Origin of the sequence: Pseudomonas sp. NPDC087626 (assembly GCF_044743405.1) — a bacterium.
In the GTDB taxonomy this organism is placed as follows: Bacteria; Pseudomonadota; Gammaproteobacteria; order Pseudomonadales; family Pseudomonadaceae; genus Aquipseudomonas.
Genome location: NZ_JBIUWJ010000007.1, coordinates 125,081 through 141,786 on the forward strand (window position 1 = coordinate 125,081; position 16,706 = coordinate 141,786).

Here is a 16,706-nt window from a genome sequence, read left to right on the forward strand (position 1 = left end):
AGGAAAATGACGATGACTGAACATACTGAGAACACCGATACCCACGCCCTGCTGGAAAAAAGCCAGGTCGTTCATCAGACCAGCCGGGGTCCCACTGTCGATGAGGTTGCCGCCCGACTGCTGCGCCGGGCGCTGGAAGAGCTGTATCCGGAACGGAATATCGACCCCGGCCAAACGCTGATCGGCACGCCTCAATGGCAGTCCGTCGACGGTACGCTCGTGGCCATGCCTACCCGGTTCGAATCACTGACCCAGGCACTGGTCCGGCAATTTTTCAGCTCGGCCACTGCCAACTATCTCGAAGGCGAGCACTTCCTGACATTAAATCCGCCAACCTCGCCCGTGGTGCATCTGGACCTCGGCATCGAAGCCATTGCCAGGTTGCTCAACGACTACGCCCCCTTGCTCTTCGTGGCCTTCGGCGAACACCAGCTTGCGTATTGGAACGAAGCCGGGCAACGGGCGCCGCACTGGCTGCAACTGTCCGATGCCTTGCGCAAGACCCTCGAGGTGCAACACCTCAAGGATTGGGATGACGAGCAGTGCCTGGTGGCCCGGGCCATATCGCTCCATCCGGACAAAAAGCAGCGCCAAGCCCACGACTCCGCGCTTTCGACTATCCGGGTATGCCTGATCGATATTGACTCGGTCGACGCCCAAGGCAATATCCGACATTTGATACTGGCCGGTGCCTGCGTGATCACTGGCCGTTATAAACAACGTGACCTGCTGATGATGTACACCGTTGAAAATGGTTATGAAACGTTCGACTCCCTGGAACAGTTGGGGGCTTCGTTACCGGAACGCGTGGAGACGCAACCGACCGGGTGCAACCTGAAGTGGCAGCTGTTCGAGCCCGAGGGTAATTTTTTCGATCATATGGCTTGGGCGCTGATCACCACCCAGCTCGATGCCATCGCCGCAATCAGCCACGAAAGCCTCACGGCCGAAACGCAGCAGAAATTCGATTCAATCGCTCTGGCGGAACACGCCAGCGCCCAGGAAAAAACGGCACTCATTGGCCTCGATAACTCAATACCCGATTGGCTGTTTGGTGCTTCGGCTGCCGATCTGGATCAGTACAGCCAATCCGTCAATGCGCTGGGAAAACTGTACAAACAGACTGACAAAAAACTGGTGCGGATTCTGCCCCTCACGACCTACGCCCAGAACCGCCTGCGCGACGCAATCATTGCCGATAAGAAACCCGCCGCCGGGTTGCCGCTGGACAGCCTCGAGATCACCGTCACCAACAGTTTCGAATCCGGCGGACTGACACTGCCCAATCCGCTCGACGTGCACACCGAAACACTCGGCGAGTACGCCTTGCAAAACAGCGCACCGTATCAGGCCACCCTGCGGTTCAAGCCGACACAACCGCTCCCTGACTGGCTGAACGTTGCGTACCTGACGAAAATGGCGAGCAAGGTCGACGTCGGTGAGGCATACCCTCAACTGATCAAGGACAAACTGATCGACGATCCGCTGCAGGCGCCCTTGCAGCAGCATTTTTACATCGACCAGATGCGTGCCCTGCTGCCGCTGATAGCGCTGGAGAGCAAGATCCGTGGTATCGGTGGCATTGATCAACTGGGTTGCCTTTACGTGCGCGAATGGCTCAAGCCGACCCTCGGTCACTCGCAGCCGGTGGTCACTCGCCCACTGACGTTCATCCAGTCAGGGCAAACCACAGGCGACACCGTCGCCAACATGTTCATCATCGCCCCGCGCGAGCCGGCAGTCGGGCCTTGCCTGCTCTACCGCCCGTTGTTCGAACAGCCATTGCTGCAGTTCCCTTCAGCGCAGAACCTGCTGTATGCCCTGCATCAACCGGGAGAGTTGAGGGATTCGGTGCTGGCGTGGCTGCCAGACTCGGATATCGCTTTCAAATACGCCCAGTACACATTCCCCGTCGGCCTGCCCAGCCCATGGCTGGCGGCGCAGTTGCTCTCCGAGCCCTGGACAACCGTGGACTGGACCGGGCCGGTCGAACTCGGGTCAGTGCAATTGAGCGGCGACATCTTCAAGGTCCTGTTCAAGACCCATGCCCTGGCCATGGCCGAACTCTCCGACCGCCAGTCGTTATCCAATGCACAACGACGATGGGCCTTGCTGCGTGACAGCGGCTGGGCGTTGTTCAATGTTGCCGCGAATTTTCTCAGCGGCCCGGCGGGGGCTGCGGTCTGGATCTGGCAAAGCATCAGTGAAATCGAGCAGGTGCTGGACGCCCATCAGCGTGGTGATGCCTATGCGCAATGGAGCGCGGTTGCCGATATGCTGCTGAACCTGGGCATGATCCTGGCACATCACGCCGCCACACGTCGCAAGACCGACCCCCGAACGGCATCGGCACCGCAGGTTGACCACGACAGGTTACCCGAGACCAACGTCACGCCGACGGTCAAACCGGCGGCCCCCACTGTGACCTTGGTTCCCACTCCCATGACCGGTGAACTTGCGTCCAGCCATTACTCCTCACTTGAAGCCAGCGGCTCAGTGCCCCATCGCTCGCCCTCGGCCCTGGTGGTTTTTCTGAGCGCCTTGAGCGTACCGCCCCCCGATCTCACAGCCCCAACCGTGGAAACCCTTCTGCGCGATACCGCGCGCCTGTATCGCCTGGATGCAAAGACCTATGCAAAGGTCGGCGAGCGCTGGTACCGCGTTATCGAAAATGACGACGAGCAGATACAAATCGTTGATCCACAAACACCCTCGAAAACCGGACCTCTGTTGAGCCATACCCAACAAGGCCAGTGGTTCGTCGACACACGTTTGCGGTTGCGCGCAGGTGCTGGTGGTACCAGCCTGCGCAGCCAGCTCAAGGCACAACGCAAGGCCAAGGAACAACAGAAAAAACAACTGGGTGTCGAGCTGGAGAATTTCAAACGCCTGGAAGCGTCGAACAATGCCATTTTGATAAAGGCCCAGGCAGAGATGATGGACGCCACCGGGCAAGCGCACGAACAGGCGACAGCGCGCTACCTCAGTCACTTGGAAAAACTGATTGGTGACTACGATCAGGCTCTGAAAAACCTCGAGCAATGGCGCATCAACGGCGGAAGTGAAGGCTATTTCCAAGATTTACAGCACATGACCATCGAGCTGCAAAAGAACCTCGCCCTATGGCTCGTACTCAAGCGCAACGCCTATGCAACACTCACCCACATGTTGGCTCAGGACACTGCCATCGACTCAGACGCCTCATTGCAGCTACACGTTGAGAGTGTCAGGCAAGCGTTGGCATTGAGTCAGGAAATAATCGCCCGTCTGCACATTTCCCAAGTGGCGCTGGAGAAAATCGCCGCGGTAAGCAGCGCCGGCATGACCACTGCACAAAGCCTGCGAAAACTGATGCCGGTGTTCACCGCGTGGGATTTAAAGTCCAACGAAGTCGGCATGTCGCATGAGTTGTGCATGCGCAACACTGCCACCCAGAACGCTGAACCGGCTCGTGAAGCGGTGGGCCTGGTGATTATCGAGGCCGCAACCGCCACCCACCGGCATACGGCCTTGATCAGAACGCCGGATAGCGGTGCGACCAGCGCGCAGCGCATCGACACCCTGAGCAGGCTGATCGATATTTACGTCGATGCCGATCAGCGTCTTAAAGACTTCCCCGAAGAATACCCCGACAAGGTCGAGCCGACTGGGCTTGAACGGGTCAGCACATTGATCGGCGAGTTCAGGCAACTGGCGCAGGAACAACTCAATGCGCTGCTGCCCGTGAGCGGGACGAGCGCCGTGCCGGCCGCACCGGCACCCGCAGTTGCGGGCCCGTCCCGGCCTGCTGGCAAAGTCACCAAGAGCCGACCACGGGATCCCGTGCCCGCCAGACCCTCGCCATCCGGCGAGCCACTGCTCGAGGAAATGGTTCCCACCAGCAAAAGTCCTGCACCGATGTCAGAACTGGACGATATCGACATCATTGCCAATGCCCTGACCTTGACTGAAGAAGTACAGGGTTTTATTGATCGAACCCGCAAGGATGCCTTCAGACCTAACCGTATTCCCGCAGACATGCAGGATCTGTTCGATCACCAGGCCCAGCGACTGGAACAAGCCGCGATCAATGTCGACCTTGCCCTGGCGCGCATCAACAAGGCAGGAAGAACCCGACTTCCTGTGGCTAACCTGAGCTCAGATCTCAATGAGTACGCCGCTCGTTTACGCACACAAGGCATCAGTATCCGCGCCAGCCTGCTCAAGGAGCGCCCGCCCCGGCAGGCCTATTTGCAGTGGCTGCTGGACAACAACCAGGTAAGGGTCGTGCGCAACCAACAAGGCCGAATCAGGACCAAAAAACGCCAGGACTACTTTCAGGAGTACCAGGTGCTCGACATTACTGACAACGACCAGCCGTTATGGCTTGTGCATTTTCACTACAACTCGCCTGACGCTCCTTTGGCGCAGTACACCGCGGCGCACCTGAAGATCGCCGACGAGAAGTTGAAGCAGTTCACTGCCGAACGTCGCAAAGTACTCACGACCCTGGCGCCGATCGACTACGTACTGCGGCGCATCAGTGATCCGTCGCTGTTCTTCAGTCTGCCAGACCAACCCTGATGCACGACCGCGGGCGGGCGGGTAATCCGCCCGCTTCAGCGAACACGCCAAACCGGCCGCAATCGTTCCAGCGCCGCCTTGATCGAGGTCTCCGGTACTGCCGCAAACCCCAGCACCAACCCCGCACGTTGATCTATCGGGGTTACGCAGGTCGGTAGCCAATAACTGCTCAAGCCGTTGATCTCGACGTCGACGCTGCTCGCCAACTCGATCAGTTCACGCTCACGCGCCACGCTCTCGACAGGCACGGTCATGTGCAGTCCGGCGGCAATCGCAGGTAACTCGCCCACGCCCGGGATATCCGCCGGCCAACCGCTAAGCAGAGTATTGCGCCGGCTCAGCGCCGCACGGCGCATGCGCCGGATATGCCGCTGGAAATGCCCGGCTGCCATGAACTCGGCCATCACTGCCTGGGTACTGACCTCAGAATGGCGAACGTCCACGGCACGCCGCCGGGAAAAGGCTTCAACCAGCCCCAATGGCAATACCAGGTATCCCAGGCGCAGTGCCGGGAATGCCACTTTGCCGAAAGTCCCGACGTACAACACCCGGCCACCGCGATCGAGTGCTGCCAATGGCGCCAGCGGTGCTCCGCTATACCGGTACTCGCCATCGTAATCATCCTCGACAATCCAGCCTTGCGTACGCTCGGCCCAGGCCAGCAGTTCCAGGCGCCGCGCGAGGCTCATCACCACACCGGTGGGGTACTGGTGTGATGGGGTGACGTAGGCCAGACGGCAATCGGTAACCCTGGCCAGCTCGGCGCAGTCGATGCCCTCGCTATCTACCGCCACCCCATGCAAACGCGCACCTGCCACCGCGAACGCATGACCAGCGGCGCGGTAACCCGGATTCTCGACCGCGACCCCATCGCCCGGCTCCACCAGCAACTGTGCACAAAGGCTAATCCCCTGTTGCGCGCCACTGGTGATCACAATTTGCTCAGCGCTGCACTGCATACCTCGCGAACTGCGCAGATAGGCGGCGATCAAGCCGCGCAAGCGCGCGTCACCCTCAGGGGCGCCGTAACACAGTTGCTGCAAGTCCGGCTTGCGCCAGAAAGCCGCATTCAGCTTGGCCCATACCTCGAACGGGAACAGGTCGAACGCTGGCACGCCGACCCGAAAAGCCCTCGGCGGGCCACTCGGTGGCGAGGGCAAATGATGCTTTTGCATCCGTTCCAAGGCAGCATTGTGGATAACTTTACTGGATAAAATTCCAGGTGTTTCTGCCTGTTTTGTGGATAAACCTGTGGGTAAGCCTGTTGATAACCCTGTGGATGGATTTGTGGATAGTTTTTTTGCCGGCAACCCGTTTTGCGGCAATTGTGCGACGTAAGTGCCATCGCCGACCCGCCCCTCGATGAAACCTTCGGCGTACAGCTGGTCGTAGGCGCGCACCACGCTGTTGCGCGAAATCGCCAACGCTGCCGCCAGGTCGCGACTCGCCGGCAAACGTGTACCGCTGGCCAGGCGCCCGTCGAGTACGCGCATGCGCAAGGCCTGGTAAAGCTGGCGGCTCAAGCCTTGGCGTCGATCCAACTCGATGCCTGCGGGGTTGAACGACAAGGAAGGCGGCACGCTTGTCATGGGTAATGGACCTATGAAATTAGCCGTTAATGGCTCTTACAACAGACCAATAGCCTGCCTAGGATGCTGGCATTCGCCAAGGAATTTTTCCATGTACACGCCCAGTGCCTTTGCCCTCGAAGATTTGCCCGAACTGCAGCAACAAATGCTCGGCAGCCGCCTCGCACTGCTGGTCACCCATGGCGAGCAGGGCCTGCAAGCCAGCCATTTACCGTTGCTGCTGCAGGTCGACGAAGGTCCCCATGGCACCCTCTACGGCCACTTTGCCCGGGCCAATCGGCAGTGGCAGGAGCTCCAGGGCGGCGCCGAAGCGTTGGTGATCTTTGCTGGCGCCGACGCTTACGTGAGCCCCGGGTTTTATCCCAGCAAAGCCGAGCACGGCAAGGTCGTGCCGACCTGGAACTACATCGCCGTGCACGCCTACGGCACGGCCGAGGTGTTCACCGATACCGAGCGCCTGCGCCACCTGGTGGGCGCCCTGACCGAGCGCCATGAAAGCGCCCGTGCCCAGCCGTGGAAACTCGCCGACGCGCCCACCGATTACATCGACGGCATGCTCAAGGCCATCGTCGGCTTCGCCCTGCCCATCCAGCGCCTGGAAGGTAAGCGCAAGCTCAGCCAGAACCGCAGTACCACAGATATCGCCGGCGTACGTGAAGGGCTGGCTGCCAGCCCCGACCCGCATGACCAGGCACTCGCCCACTTGATGCCAAAGGAATGAACATGAGTCAGATCGAAATTCGCCGCGTCAGCGCCGACGACCACGCCGCCTGGCTGCCGTTGTGGCAGGCCTACCTGGGCTTCTACAACACCGAGCTGCCGGACACCGTCAGCCACAGCACCTGGCAGCGCATGCTCGACCCGAGCGAGCCGACCCATGCAGCGCTGGCCTGGGCTGACGGCAAGGCGATAGGCATGGTGAATTTCATCTACCACCGCTCGAACTGGAGCATCGAAAGCTCCTGCTACCTGCAAGACCTGTTTGTGGCAGCGCAAACCCGCGGCACTGGAGTCGGCCGTCAACTGATCGAATTCGTCTACAGTACCGCCAAGGCCGAGGGCTGCTGCAAGGTGCACTGGCTGACCCACGAAACCAATGCCACCGCGATCCAACTCTACGAGCGCATCGCCGAACGCCCTGGCTTCATCCAGTTTCGTAAAGCCCTTTAAGGTTCAAGGAGAACAACATGTCGACTTCACTTGCAGACTGGCAAGGCGCCCCGCCGCCCTCTGCGCAACGGCTCGAAGGGCGCTTCATCTGCCTGGAGAAACTTGACCCGGCGCGCCATGGCGAGGGTCTGTTCAAGGCCCTGCAAGGCCCCGGCGCCGACCCGAAACTCTGGGACTACCTGCCTTACGGCCCGTTCCCGGAGCGCAGCGTCTTCGATGCCTGGCTGAACAACCACGCCGCCCACAGCGACCCGTATTTTTTCACCGTCATCGATCGCGCCAGCGGCGACGTACAGGGAATGCTCAGCCTGATGTCGATCGTCCCGGCCCAGGGCCGCATCGAAATCGGCCACGTCACCTTTGGCGCACCGATGCAACGCTCACCGAAAAGCACCGAGGCCGTGTACCTGCTGGCCAAGGAGGCATTTGCCCTGGGCTACCGTCGCCTGGAGTGGAAGTGCAACAACGCCAACGCCCGCTCCAAGTACGCCGCCGAACGCCTGGGCTTCAGCTTTGAAGGGGTGTTTCGCCAGCACATGGTGGTCAAGGGCCAAAACCGTGACACCGCGTGGTATTCGATCCTGGACTCGGAATGGCCGACGATTGGCGCAGGGTTCCAGAAGTGGTTGGCAAATGACAACCAGACGGACTCGGGGCAGGTGAAGACCCTGGTGGAGTGCCGCGCCTAAGTGCTTTGAGGGCAAAAGATCGCAGGCTGCGATCTTTTGCCCTAACTGCTTAAACCAGTTTCTGCGCCAGCACCGCGATGTGCTCCGGGCCGATGCCGCAGCAGCCGCCCAGGTGACTGGCGCCACGCTGCTGCCAGTCGGCCGCCCAGTGCAGATAGCCCGGCGGATCCAGGTCATCGCGCAGCGGGTCCAGACCATCGTTGGCCGTGGCCTCTTTGGGTTGCGGCGGGAAAGCGTTGGCGTATGCCCCGATATCAATGTCCACAGCCAACCGGGCGAAGGTTTGCCGTGCGGCATCGATTGCCGCCCCGATCACTTCCGGTTGGCTGCAGTTGAACAGCAGGGTCTGGACCCCCAACTCAGCCGCCACCGCAGCAGCCTCGGCGACGGGCTCGCCGGAGCGCAGGCGCGGCACGTCATCGGTGTCTTCGTCCTTGAGGGTAAAGGACAACCAGAACGGTTTGCCATCCTTGGGCAACCCGGCGTGAATCGCCCGCGCTTCGGCGATCGAGCTCTGGGTTTCAGCCAGCCACAGGTCGACATGGGGCGCCAGGCCCTTGACCAACGGCGTGAGCAATTCGCTGACTCGCGCAGCATCGAACAGGTCCGGACGATAGGAGCCAAACAGCGGCGGCAAGGAGCCCGCGACACGCACTGGTTTACCCGAAGCGTCCACTGCCCGGCGCGCCAACTCACCGGCCAAGGCGGCAAGCGCCTCACCTTCAGCCGCAAAACGCGCTTCGCCGATATGAAACGGCACCACTGCGTAACTGTTGCTGGTGATCACATTGGCACCGCTTTCGATATAAGCCGCATGCACCGCCTCGACCGCCTGCGGCGCTTCGCTCAACGCCAGCGCCGACCACTCGGGCTGCCTGAATGGCGCTCCTCGGCGTTGCAGCTCACGGCCCATGCCGCCATCCAGAATCACTGTCCTTGCTACGCCCATATGCTTTTCACTCATATGCTTATGAAAATAACTCACTATCAGAGTCAGCCTTATAACTATTTAATACGCACCATTCAGTTAATCACAACCTCTTTTTTGTTCAGGGATCGACCGTGAAATTTCAACCACTGCTGGCCCTGGGCCTAACGATTCTGGCTGCCTCCACCCAAGCGTTTGGCGGCGCAACCCTGGACCGGGTCGAGCAGAAGAAGGAGTTGGTAGGGGTGCTGATGGAGAGCTACCCGCCCTTCTCGTTCCTCAACGAACAGAACCAGCTCGATGGTTTCGACGTGGATGTGGCCAAGGCCGTTGCCGACAAACTGGGGGTCAAGCTGCGCCTGGAAACTCCGTCCTGGGACGTGATCGCCGCCGGGCGCTGGAGCGGTCGATACGACATCTGCATCTGCTCCATGACCCCGAGCAAGGCTCGCGCCGAAGTGTTCGACTTCCCGGTGCAGTACTACGCCTCGCCAGCGGTGATCGTGGTCAACGCCAAGGATGAGCGCATTCACGGGGCCAAGGATCTGAGCGACAAGAAGGTCGGCCTCACCAGCGCCTCCAGCTACGAAAGCTACCTGAACAAGAACCTGGTGATCGAAGGCGCCGAAGACACCCAGTTGCAGTACCCGTTCGAGAACGTGCAGATCGCCCCCTACGACACCGACAACGTGGCCTTCCAGGACCTCGGCCTGGGGGCCGGTGTGCGCCTGGATGCAATCCTCACCAACCTGGTCACCGCCCAGCCGCGCCTGACCCAGGACCAACGCTTCAAGCTCGCCGGCGAGCCGCTGTATTCAGAGCCCAACTCGGTGGCCATCGAGAAAGGCGATGCCCAGTGGGACGCCAAGGTGCGTGAGGTGTTCGCCCAACTGAAACAGGACGGCACCTTGAGCCAGCTGTCGCAGAAATGGATCGGCGCCGACATCAGCCAATGACTTCCTTCCCTCCTCCCCAGCCACCGCAACCGGTGGCTGAGTCGTTGCTCAAGCGCCTCTGCGGTTTTCGCACCCGCCTGTACCTGACCTGGGCGGCGATGTTCGGGTTGTTCGCCAGCTTCTTCCTGAGCTTCGACCTGAAGTTCTCGATCATCCTCGACAAGCTACCGAACCTGGTAGGCCTGCACCTGGCCCCCAATGGTTTCCTGCAAGGGGCCGCGCTGACCCTGTTCCTGTGCCTGTGCTCGATTGTTGCTTCATCGTTGCTGGGCTTCGTCACCGCGCTCGGGCGTCTGTCGAACAGCGCCGTGGCCTTCGGCATCGCCAGCTTTTACGCGTCGTTCTTTCGCGGCACACCGCTGCTGATCCAGATCCTGCTGATCTACCTCGGCCTGCCGCAACTGGGCATCGTCCCGGGCGCCATCGCCGCCGGTATCATTGCCCTGTCGCTGAACTACGGCGCGTACCTGAGCGAGATCTTCCGCGCCGGCATCCTGGGCGTCCCCTACGGCCAACGTGAAGCCTCGCTCGCCCTGGGCATGCGCGAGAGCGTGATCTTCTGGCGCGTGACCCTGCCACAAGCCATGCGCACCATCATCCCGCCCACCACCAACCAGTTCATCTCGATGCTCAAGGATTCGTCGCTGATTTCGGTGATGGGGGTCTGGGAAGTGATGTTCCTGGCACAGTCCTACGGCCGCTCCAGCTACCGTTACATCGAAATGCTCAGCACCGCGGCGATCATCTACTGGCTGATGTCGATCGGCCTGGAGCTGATTCAGGCGCGCATGGAAAAGCATTACGGCAAGGCTTACGCCAAGCGCGGCTAGGCTTTCTTGCTCGGCGCCAGCGAGCCCATCCTCCAGGCTTTTCGCCCCCTGCAGTCGGCCGTAGAGCAGGCAAAAAAAAGGGGAGCATGTGCTCCCCCGAGGTAAAACGTTGCAGATGAAGGCGTTAAATCAGCCTTCGATCTCGATCAGGATTTCGCCCGGGTTGACCCGGTCGCCCTTGGCCACGTGAATGGCGGTGACCTTGCCGGCGATGGCCGATTGCACTTCGGTTTCCATCTTCATCGCTTCGGTGATCAGCACGGCCTGGCCGGCTTTCACAGTGTCGCCTTCCTTGACCAGCACATCGACGATGTTGCCCGGCATGGTGGTGCTGACGTGGCCCGGGGCCGTGGCTTGCTTGCGCTTGCTGCTGCCACCGCCGACAAATTCGTTGAGCGGTTCGAACACCACTTCTTCCGGCATGCCGTCGATGGACAGGTAGAAGTGACGCTTGCCTTCGGCCTTGACGCCCACCCCGGTGATATCGACGCGGTAGGTTTCGCCGTGCACATCGATGACGAATTCGGTCGGCACGCCTTCGCCACCCGCCGAGGTCACGCCGCCAGCTTCAGGAATCGGCAGCAACACTTCCGGAGTCAGGGTGCCGGCTTCGCGCTCTTCGAGGAACTTGCGCCCGATGTCCGGGAACATGGCGTAGGTCAGCACGTCTTCTTCGGACTTGGCCAGCGCGCCGATTTCGCCACGCAGCTTGGTCATTTCCGGCTTCAACAGGTCGGCCGGACGAACGTCGATCACTTCCTCGCTGCCGATTGCCTGGCGACGCAGGTTCTCGTCGACGGCACCCGGTGCCTTGCCGTAACCGCCTTGCAGGTACAGCTTCACCTCGTTGGTGATGGTCTTGTAGCGCTCGCCGGCCAGCACGTTGAAGAACGCCTGGGTGCCAACGATCTGCGAAGTCGGGGTCACCAGCGGCGGGTAGCCGAGGTCATGGCGCACCCGCGGGATTTCCGCCAGCACTTCGCTCATGCGGTTCAGGGCGCCCTGCTCTTTCAACTGGTTGGCCAGGTTGGAAATCATCCCGCCCGGTACCTGGTTGACTTGCACGCGGGTATCGACCGCGGTGAACTCGCTTTCGAACTGGTGGTACTTCTTGCGCACGGCGTAGAAGTACAGGCCGATCTCTTGCAGCAGTTCCAGGTTCAGGCCGGTGTCGAACTCGCTGCCTTTAAGGGCGGCAACCATCGACTCGGTACCCGGGTGGCTGGTGCCCCAGGCGAAGCTGGAGATGGCGGTATCAATGTGCTCTGCACCGTTTTCGATGGCCTTGAGTTGGCACATCGCGGCCAGGCCGGCAGTGTCGTGGCTGTGGATGAACACAGGCAGCGACTGTTCGGCCTTGAGTGCCTTGACCAGTTCGCCGGTGGCGTACGGGGTCAGCAGGCCGGCCATGTCCTTGATTGCCACCGAGTCGCAACCCATGGCTTCCATCTGCTTGGCCTGGGCCACGAACGCCTCGATGGTGTGCACCGGGCTGGTGGTGTAGGCGATAGTGCCCTGGGCGTGTTTGCCGGCAGCTTTCACCGCTTCGATGGCCACCCGCAGGTTACGCACGTCGTTCATCGCGTCGAAGATGCGGAACACGTCGATGCCGTTGACCGCGGCCTTGGCGACGAAAGCCTTGACCACGTCGTCGCTGTAATGGCGATAGCCCAGCAGGTTCTGGCCGCGCAGGAGCATCTGCAGGCGGGTGTTGGGCAAGGCGGCGCGCAGTTTACGCAGGCGCTCCCACGGGTCTTCCTTGAGGAAACGTACGCAGGCATCGAAGGTGGCGCCGCCCCAGCATTCCAGCGACCAGTAGCCGACTTTGTCGAGCTTGTCGCAGATCGGCAGCATGTCTTCGGTGCGCATGCGGGTGGCGAGCAGCGACTGGTGGGCGTCGCGCAGGATGGTGTCGGTAACAAAGATCTTCTTGGACATTCTTATCTCCTCATAGCAACAAGCTTCAAGCTACAAGCCGCAAGAAAAAGCCGATCTGCTTCTACTTGCAGCTTGCCGCTCACAGCTTGGCGCTGCATTCAAAGGCCTGCGTGGGCGGCGATGGCGGCGGCGATGGCCAGGGCCAGCTCTTCGGGTTTGCGCTTGATCGAGTAGTTGGTCAGTTCCGGGTGGCTTTCAACGAAGCTGGTATTGAACTGGCCGCTACGGAATTCCGGGTTGCGCAGGATTTCCTGATAGTACGCAGCGGTGGTCTTGACCCCCTGCAGGCGCATGTCGTCGAGGGCGCGCAAGCCACGGTCCATGGCCTCTTCCCAGGTCAAAGCCCAAACCACCAGTTTCAGGCACATCGAATCGTAGAACGGTGGAATGGTGTAGCCGGTGTAGATCGCCGTGTCGGTACGCACGCCAGGGCCGCCGGGGGCGTAGTAGCGAGTGATCTTGCCGAAGCTGGGCAGGAAGTTGTTCTTCGGGTCTTCGGCGTTGATGCGGAACTGCAACGCGAAACCACGGTGATGAATGTCTTCCTGTTTCACTGACAGTGGCAGGCCGGAAGCAATGCGGATCTGCTCACGGACAATGTCGATGCCGGTGATTTCCTCGGTGATGGTGTGTTCCACCTGCACCCGAGTGTTCATCTCCATGAAGTACACCTCGCCCTCGGCGAGCAGGAACTCCACGGTGCCAGCATTCTCGTAGCCCACGGCCTTGGCTGCGCGCACCGACAGGTCGCCGATGTAGGCGCGCTGTTCCGGGGTCAGTTGTGGGCTGGGGGCGATTTCGATCAGCTTCTGGTTACGGCGCTGGATCGAGCAGTCGCGCTCGAACAGGTGCACCACGTTGCCAAAGCTGTCGCCGAGGATCTGCGCTTCGATGTGCTTGGGATTGACGATGCATTTTTCCAGGAACACTTCCGCCGAACCGAAGGCCTTGGTGGCCTCGGAAATGACGCGAGGGAAGTTCTGTTCGAGTTCTTCGCGGCTGTTGCAGCGACGAATACCACGGCCGCCACCACCGGAAGTGGCCTTGAGCATCACCGGGTAGCCGATGCGGTCGCCTTCGGTGAGGGCTTCTTCGATGCCCGCGACGTTGCCTTCGGTGCCTGGAGTTACTGGTACGCCCGCCTTGATCATGCTGCGGCGCGCTTCAGTCTTGTCGCCCATGCGGCGAATGACTTCTGCCGACGGGCCGATGAACTTGATCCCGCGTTCTGCGCAGATATCTGCCAGTTCGGCGTTTTCCGAGAGGAACCCATAACCTGGGTGCAACGCGTCGCAACCGGTTTCCACGGCCAGGTTCACCAGCTTGCGCGGGTTCAGGTAACCGGCCAATGGCTCGGCACCGATGCTGTGGGCCTCATCGGCGCGCTTCACATGCAAGGCATGACGGTCGGCGTCGGAATAAATGGCAACCGAGCGAATGCCCATCTCGGCGCAGGCACGTACGATTCGTACGGCAATTTCACCACGGTTGGCGATCAGGATCTTTGTTATCACTTGGAGTTTCCCTTGAGCCGGTTGCTACCCACGACCCGCTAGACCGGGTCGGCGAGTGACTAAATGTTTCAAGCCAGTCGCAGAGCCACACTATCCCGCGCAAGGGATTAACAAAAATCAATAATTATTGGGTTAGCTATAAGTAAAGACTTATAGTTGAGCGACAGGCCCGCCACCAGAGCACCTATATAATGCGTAAGTCATTGATGCGTATGACATTACGGCAATTGCAGATCTTCAATGAAGTCTGCGATTTACGCTCCTACAGCCGCGCAGCTGAGGAAATGTCACTCACACAACCGGCCGTCAGCCTACAAATTCGTCAGCTTGAAGAGCTGGTTGGGCAGCCATTGTTCGATTATGTCGGTAAAAAGCTCTACATGACCGAAGCAGCTGAAGCGTTACAGCGGGCCAGTCGGGACATCTTTGGCCGCCTGGAAAACCTCGATATGCAGCTGTCCGACATGCAGGGTTCGCTGCAAGGACAGCTGAAACTGGCGGTGGAATCCAGCGCCAAGTACTTCGTCCCCCATCTGTTCGCCGCCTTCAAGCGCCAGCACCCGGAAGTCAATTTGCAACTGACGGTAGTCAACCGTGGGCAAGTGATCCGGCGCCTGTCGGATAACCGCGACGACCTGGTGATCATGTCCATGGTGCCGCAGGACATGGGCCTGGAATTCCTGCCCTTCCTCAATAACCCGATTGTCGCCGTCGCCCCGCCTGACCACCCGCTGTGCCACATGGGCCCCCTGCGCTTGCAGGACCTTGAGCCTTACACCTTGCTGTTGCGCGAGCCTGGTTCCGGGACGCGCCTGGCCTGTGAAGAGTATTTCAAGGAGAAGCGCGTGCACTTCAACCAGACCCAGGAGGTCTCGTCGGCCGAGGCCCAGCGCGAATGTGTGGTGGCGGGTCTGGGCGTGGCGCTGTTGACGCGCCACGCCCTGAACCTGGAGTTGGCGACCGGCGGGCTCAAGGAGCTGCCGGTCGAAGAGCTGCCGTTGTATCGCAGCTGGTGCGTGGTGCAGGCCAAAGCCAAGCGCCTGTCACCGGTCGCGCATGCGTTCCTGGGATTTATCCGCAATGAACGGGTGCAGATCAGCGCGCTGGTTGAGCGCTTCGACGCGAAGCTGCCGGGCTCGCTTGCCAGTAATTGAGCTCAAGGCTGTCGGAAAAGTCGCCAATCTCGGCGAGAAGTTGCCGGCGCTCACAACGATCTTCAATCGCGCGGCGGAACGCCATGCGGCGCTGGTCTTCCTGCTGACGGCGGGTTTTGATAGCGCTGTTGCGTTCTTCGTAGGGCTGGGCCATTTCGAGTCTCCCAAGGCGAGTACGGGAGTTTCAAGATAGGCCGCTGGGATGACGGTTTGGCTGCGCGTGGGTTACAGGGATGTGAACATTGGCAGACGTCCTGGCGAGCAGGCTCGCGATAAGATCGCCAAGACCTGCCACCATCGCGATCGAAATCAGTCGTCCAGCGCCTTCACCGACTTGGGCGACAACCGCAAGCTGCGCAGGCTGCGCTTGACGCTCTTGAGGTGGTTGACCAGGCTCGGGCCACGCGCCATGGCCACGCCCATGGCCAACACGTCGATCACCACCAGGTGGGCGATACGCGAGGTCAGCGGGGTGTAGATTTCGGTGTCCTCATGCACATCGATCGCCAGGTTGACGGTCGACAGCTCGGCCAGCGGCGTCTGACTCGGGCACAAGGTGATCAACGATGCACCGCTCTCACGCACCAGATTGGCGGTGATCAGCAGGTCCTTGGAACGCCCGGACTGGGAGATGCAGATCGCCACATCAGAGGGTTTCAACGTGACCGCCGACATCGCCTGCATGTGCGGGTCGGAATACGCTGCAGCCGTCAGCAGCAAGCGAAAGAATTTATGCTGGGCATCCGCCGCCACCGCGCCAGACGCACCAAAACCGTAGAACTCGACACGCTGGGCCTGGGACATGAGCGTCACGGCCCGCTGCAGTTCGATCGGATCGAGCTTCTCGCGAACCTCCATCAGGGTGTGCAGGGTGGTGTCGAAAATTTTCAGGCTGTAGTCGGCGACCGAATCGTCTTCGTGGATCGCGAACTGGCCGAAACTCGCACCCGCCGCCAGGCTTTGCGCCAGCTTCAGCTTCAAGTCCTGGAAACCCGAACAGCCGATGGCACGACAGAAGCGCACGATGGTCGGTTCGCTGATGCCAACGCTGTGGGCAAGATCGGCCATGGAGCTGTGCATCACTGCCGCAGGGTCAAGCAGCACGTGGTCGGCAACCTTGAGTTCCGATTTGCGTAACAGGTGGCGAGACTGGGCGATATGTTGCAACAGGTTCAAAGGGCAGGACTCATTGTTATGGGCAGGCGCCGGGGATGTAGCAAGCTTGTAGTTATACTACAAGAATTCACTTTTTGCCTGCTCAATGCATAACTCCATGTCCCCAGCCTGCGCCATGCGCGCTGCATGTAGCCCTCAGAGCGCAGACCGGCCTGGCACCCGGTGCTGCACGCCGACGAAAAACACATCTACATACTAG

The 16,706-nt window shown here is 60.5% G+C and carries 13 protein-coding genes; 7 read left to right on the top strand and 6 right to left on the bottom strand.

All coding sequences use genetic code 11. The features are described from left to right. The first annotated feature begins 12 nt into the window (after positions 1-12). Complete coding sequence (locus ACIOVD_RS08390; protein WP_401127095.1) at positions 13-4,563, top strand: hypothetical protein; 4,551 nt, start codon at positions 13-15, stop codon at positions 4,561-4,563. 35 nt (positions 4,564-4,598) lie between these two features. Here ACIOVD_RS08390 and ACIOVD_RS08395 read toward each other — a convergent pair whose 3' ends face one another. Continuing rightward, entirely contained in the window at positions 4,599-6,152 is a 1,554-nt protein-coding gene (locus tag ACIOVD_RS08395; protein WP_401127097.1) for a PLP-dependent aminotransferase family protein, read from the bottom strand. Positions 6,153-6,243: 91 nt separating this feature from the next. Here ACIOVD_RS08395 and ACIOVD_RS08400 point away from each other — a divergent pair, with 91 nt between their 5' ends. From ACIOVD_RS08400 to ACIOVD_RS08410, 3 genes are read left to right on the top strand one after another with little or no spacing between them, the layout of a single operon-like run. Beyond that, on the top strand, positions 6,244-6,873 hold the full coding sequence (locus tag ACIOVD_RS08400; RefSeq protein WP_320333293.1) for an FMN-binding negative transcriptional regulator: 630 nt from the start codon (positions 6,244-6,246) through the stop codon (positions 6,871-6,873). 2 nt (positions 6,874-6,875) lie between these two features. After that, on the top strand, positions 6,876-7,322 hold the full coding sequence (locus ACIOVD_RS08405) for a GNAT family N-acetyltransferase (RefSeq protein WP_159998623.1): 447 nt from the start codon (positions 6,876-6,878) through the stop codon (positions 7,320-7,322). Positions 7,323-7,339: 17 nt separating this feature from the next. Further along, positions 7,340-8,011, top strand: coding sequence for a GNAT family N-acetyltransferase (locus ACIOVD_RS08410; RefSeq protein WP_401127100.1), 672 nt, complete (start codon positions 7,340-7,342; stop codon positions 8,009-8,011). 49 nt (positions 8,012-8,060) lie between these two features. Here the strand turns inward: ACIOVD_RS08410 and ACIOVD_RS08415 are convergent, their stop codons facing one another. Further along, entirely contained in the window at positions 8,061-8,960 is a 900-nt protein-coding gene (locus ACIOVD_RS08415) for a homocysteine S-methyltransferase family protein (RefSeq protein WP_401127161.1), read from the bottom strand. A gap of 113 nt (positions 8,961-9,073) precedes the next feature. Here ACIOVD_RS08415 and ACIOVD_RS08420 point away from each other — a divergent pair, with 113 nt between their 5' ends. Together ACIOVD_RS08420 and ACIOVD_RS08425 are read left to right on the top strand one after the other, a co-directional pair. Next, positions 9,074-9,895 carry an ABC transporter substrate-binding protein gene (locus tag ACIOVD_RS08420; RefSeq protein WP_095164976.1) on the top strand — a complete coding sequence of 274 codons (822 nt, stop codon included), beginning with the start codon at positions 9,074-9,076 and terminating at the stop codon, positions 9,893-9,895. Further along, positions 9,892-10,725 carry an amino acid ABC transporter permease gene (locus tag ACIOVD_RS08425; RefSeq protein ID WP_159998627.1) on the top strand — a complete coding sequence of 278 codons (834 nt, stop codon included), beginning with the start codon at positions 9,892-9,894 and terminating at the stop codon, positions 10,723-10,725. The genes ACIOVD_RS08420 and ACIOVD_RS08425 overlap by 4 nt, the downstream gene beginning before the upstream one ends. Before the next feature lie 129 nt (positions 10,726-10,854). Here the strand turns inward: ACIOVD_RS08425 and oadA are convergent, their stop codons facing one another. Together oadA and ACIOVD_RS08435 are read right to left on the bottom strand one after the other, a co-directional pair. Beyond that, complete coding sequence (gene oadA, locus ACIOVD_RS08430; RefSeq protein ID WP_401127103.1) at positions 10,855-12,663, bottom strand: sodium-extruding oxaloacetate decarboxylase subunit alpha; 1,809 nt, start codon at positions 12,661-12,663, stop codon at positions 10,855-10,857. Between the two features lie 98 nt (positions 12,664-12,761). Continuing rightward, the gene (locus ACIOVD_RS08435) at positions 12,762-14,177 is read right to left on the bottom strand and encodes an acetyl-CoA carboxylase biotin carboxylase subunit (protein ID WP_095164982.1); all 1,416 of its coding nucleotides are present in this window, start codon (positions 14,175-14,177) and stop codon (positions 12,762-12,764) included. A 191-nt stretch (positions 14,178-14,368) separates the two neighbouring features. On the opposite strand from ACIOVD_RS08435, the gene ACIOVD_RS08440 reads away from it, so the two are divergent. Next, complete coding sequence (locus ACIOVD_RS08440) at positions 14,369-15,331, top strand: LysR family transcriptional regulator (RefSeq protein WP_095164983.1); 963 nt, start codon at positions 14,369-14,371, stop codon at positions 15,329-15,331. Here ACIOVD_RS08440 and ACIOVD_RS08445 read toward each other — a convergent pair. Beyond that, positions 15,273-15,485 carry a PA3496 family putative envelope integrity protein gene (locus tag ACIOVD_RS08445; protein WP_095164985.1) on the bottom strand — a complete coding sequence of 71 codons (213 nt, stop codon included), beginning with the start codon at positions 15,483-15,485 and terminating at the stop codon, positions 15,273-15,275. The two genes, ACIOVD_RS08440 and ACIOVD_RS08445, sit on opposite strands and share 59 nt — an antisense overlap. Before the next feature lie 155 nt (positions 15,486-15,640). Continuing rightward, the gene (gene hexR, locus ACIOVD_RS08450) at positions 15,641-16,507 is read right to left on the bottom strand and encodes a transcriptional regulator HexR (RefSeq protein WP_095164987.1); all 867 of its coding nucleotides are present in this window, start codon (positions 16,505-16,507) and stop codon (positions 15,641-15,643) included. Between the last annotated feature and the right edge of the window lie 199 nt (positions 16,508-16,706).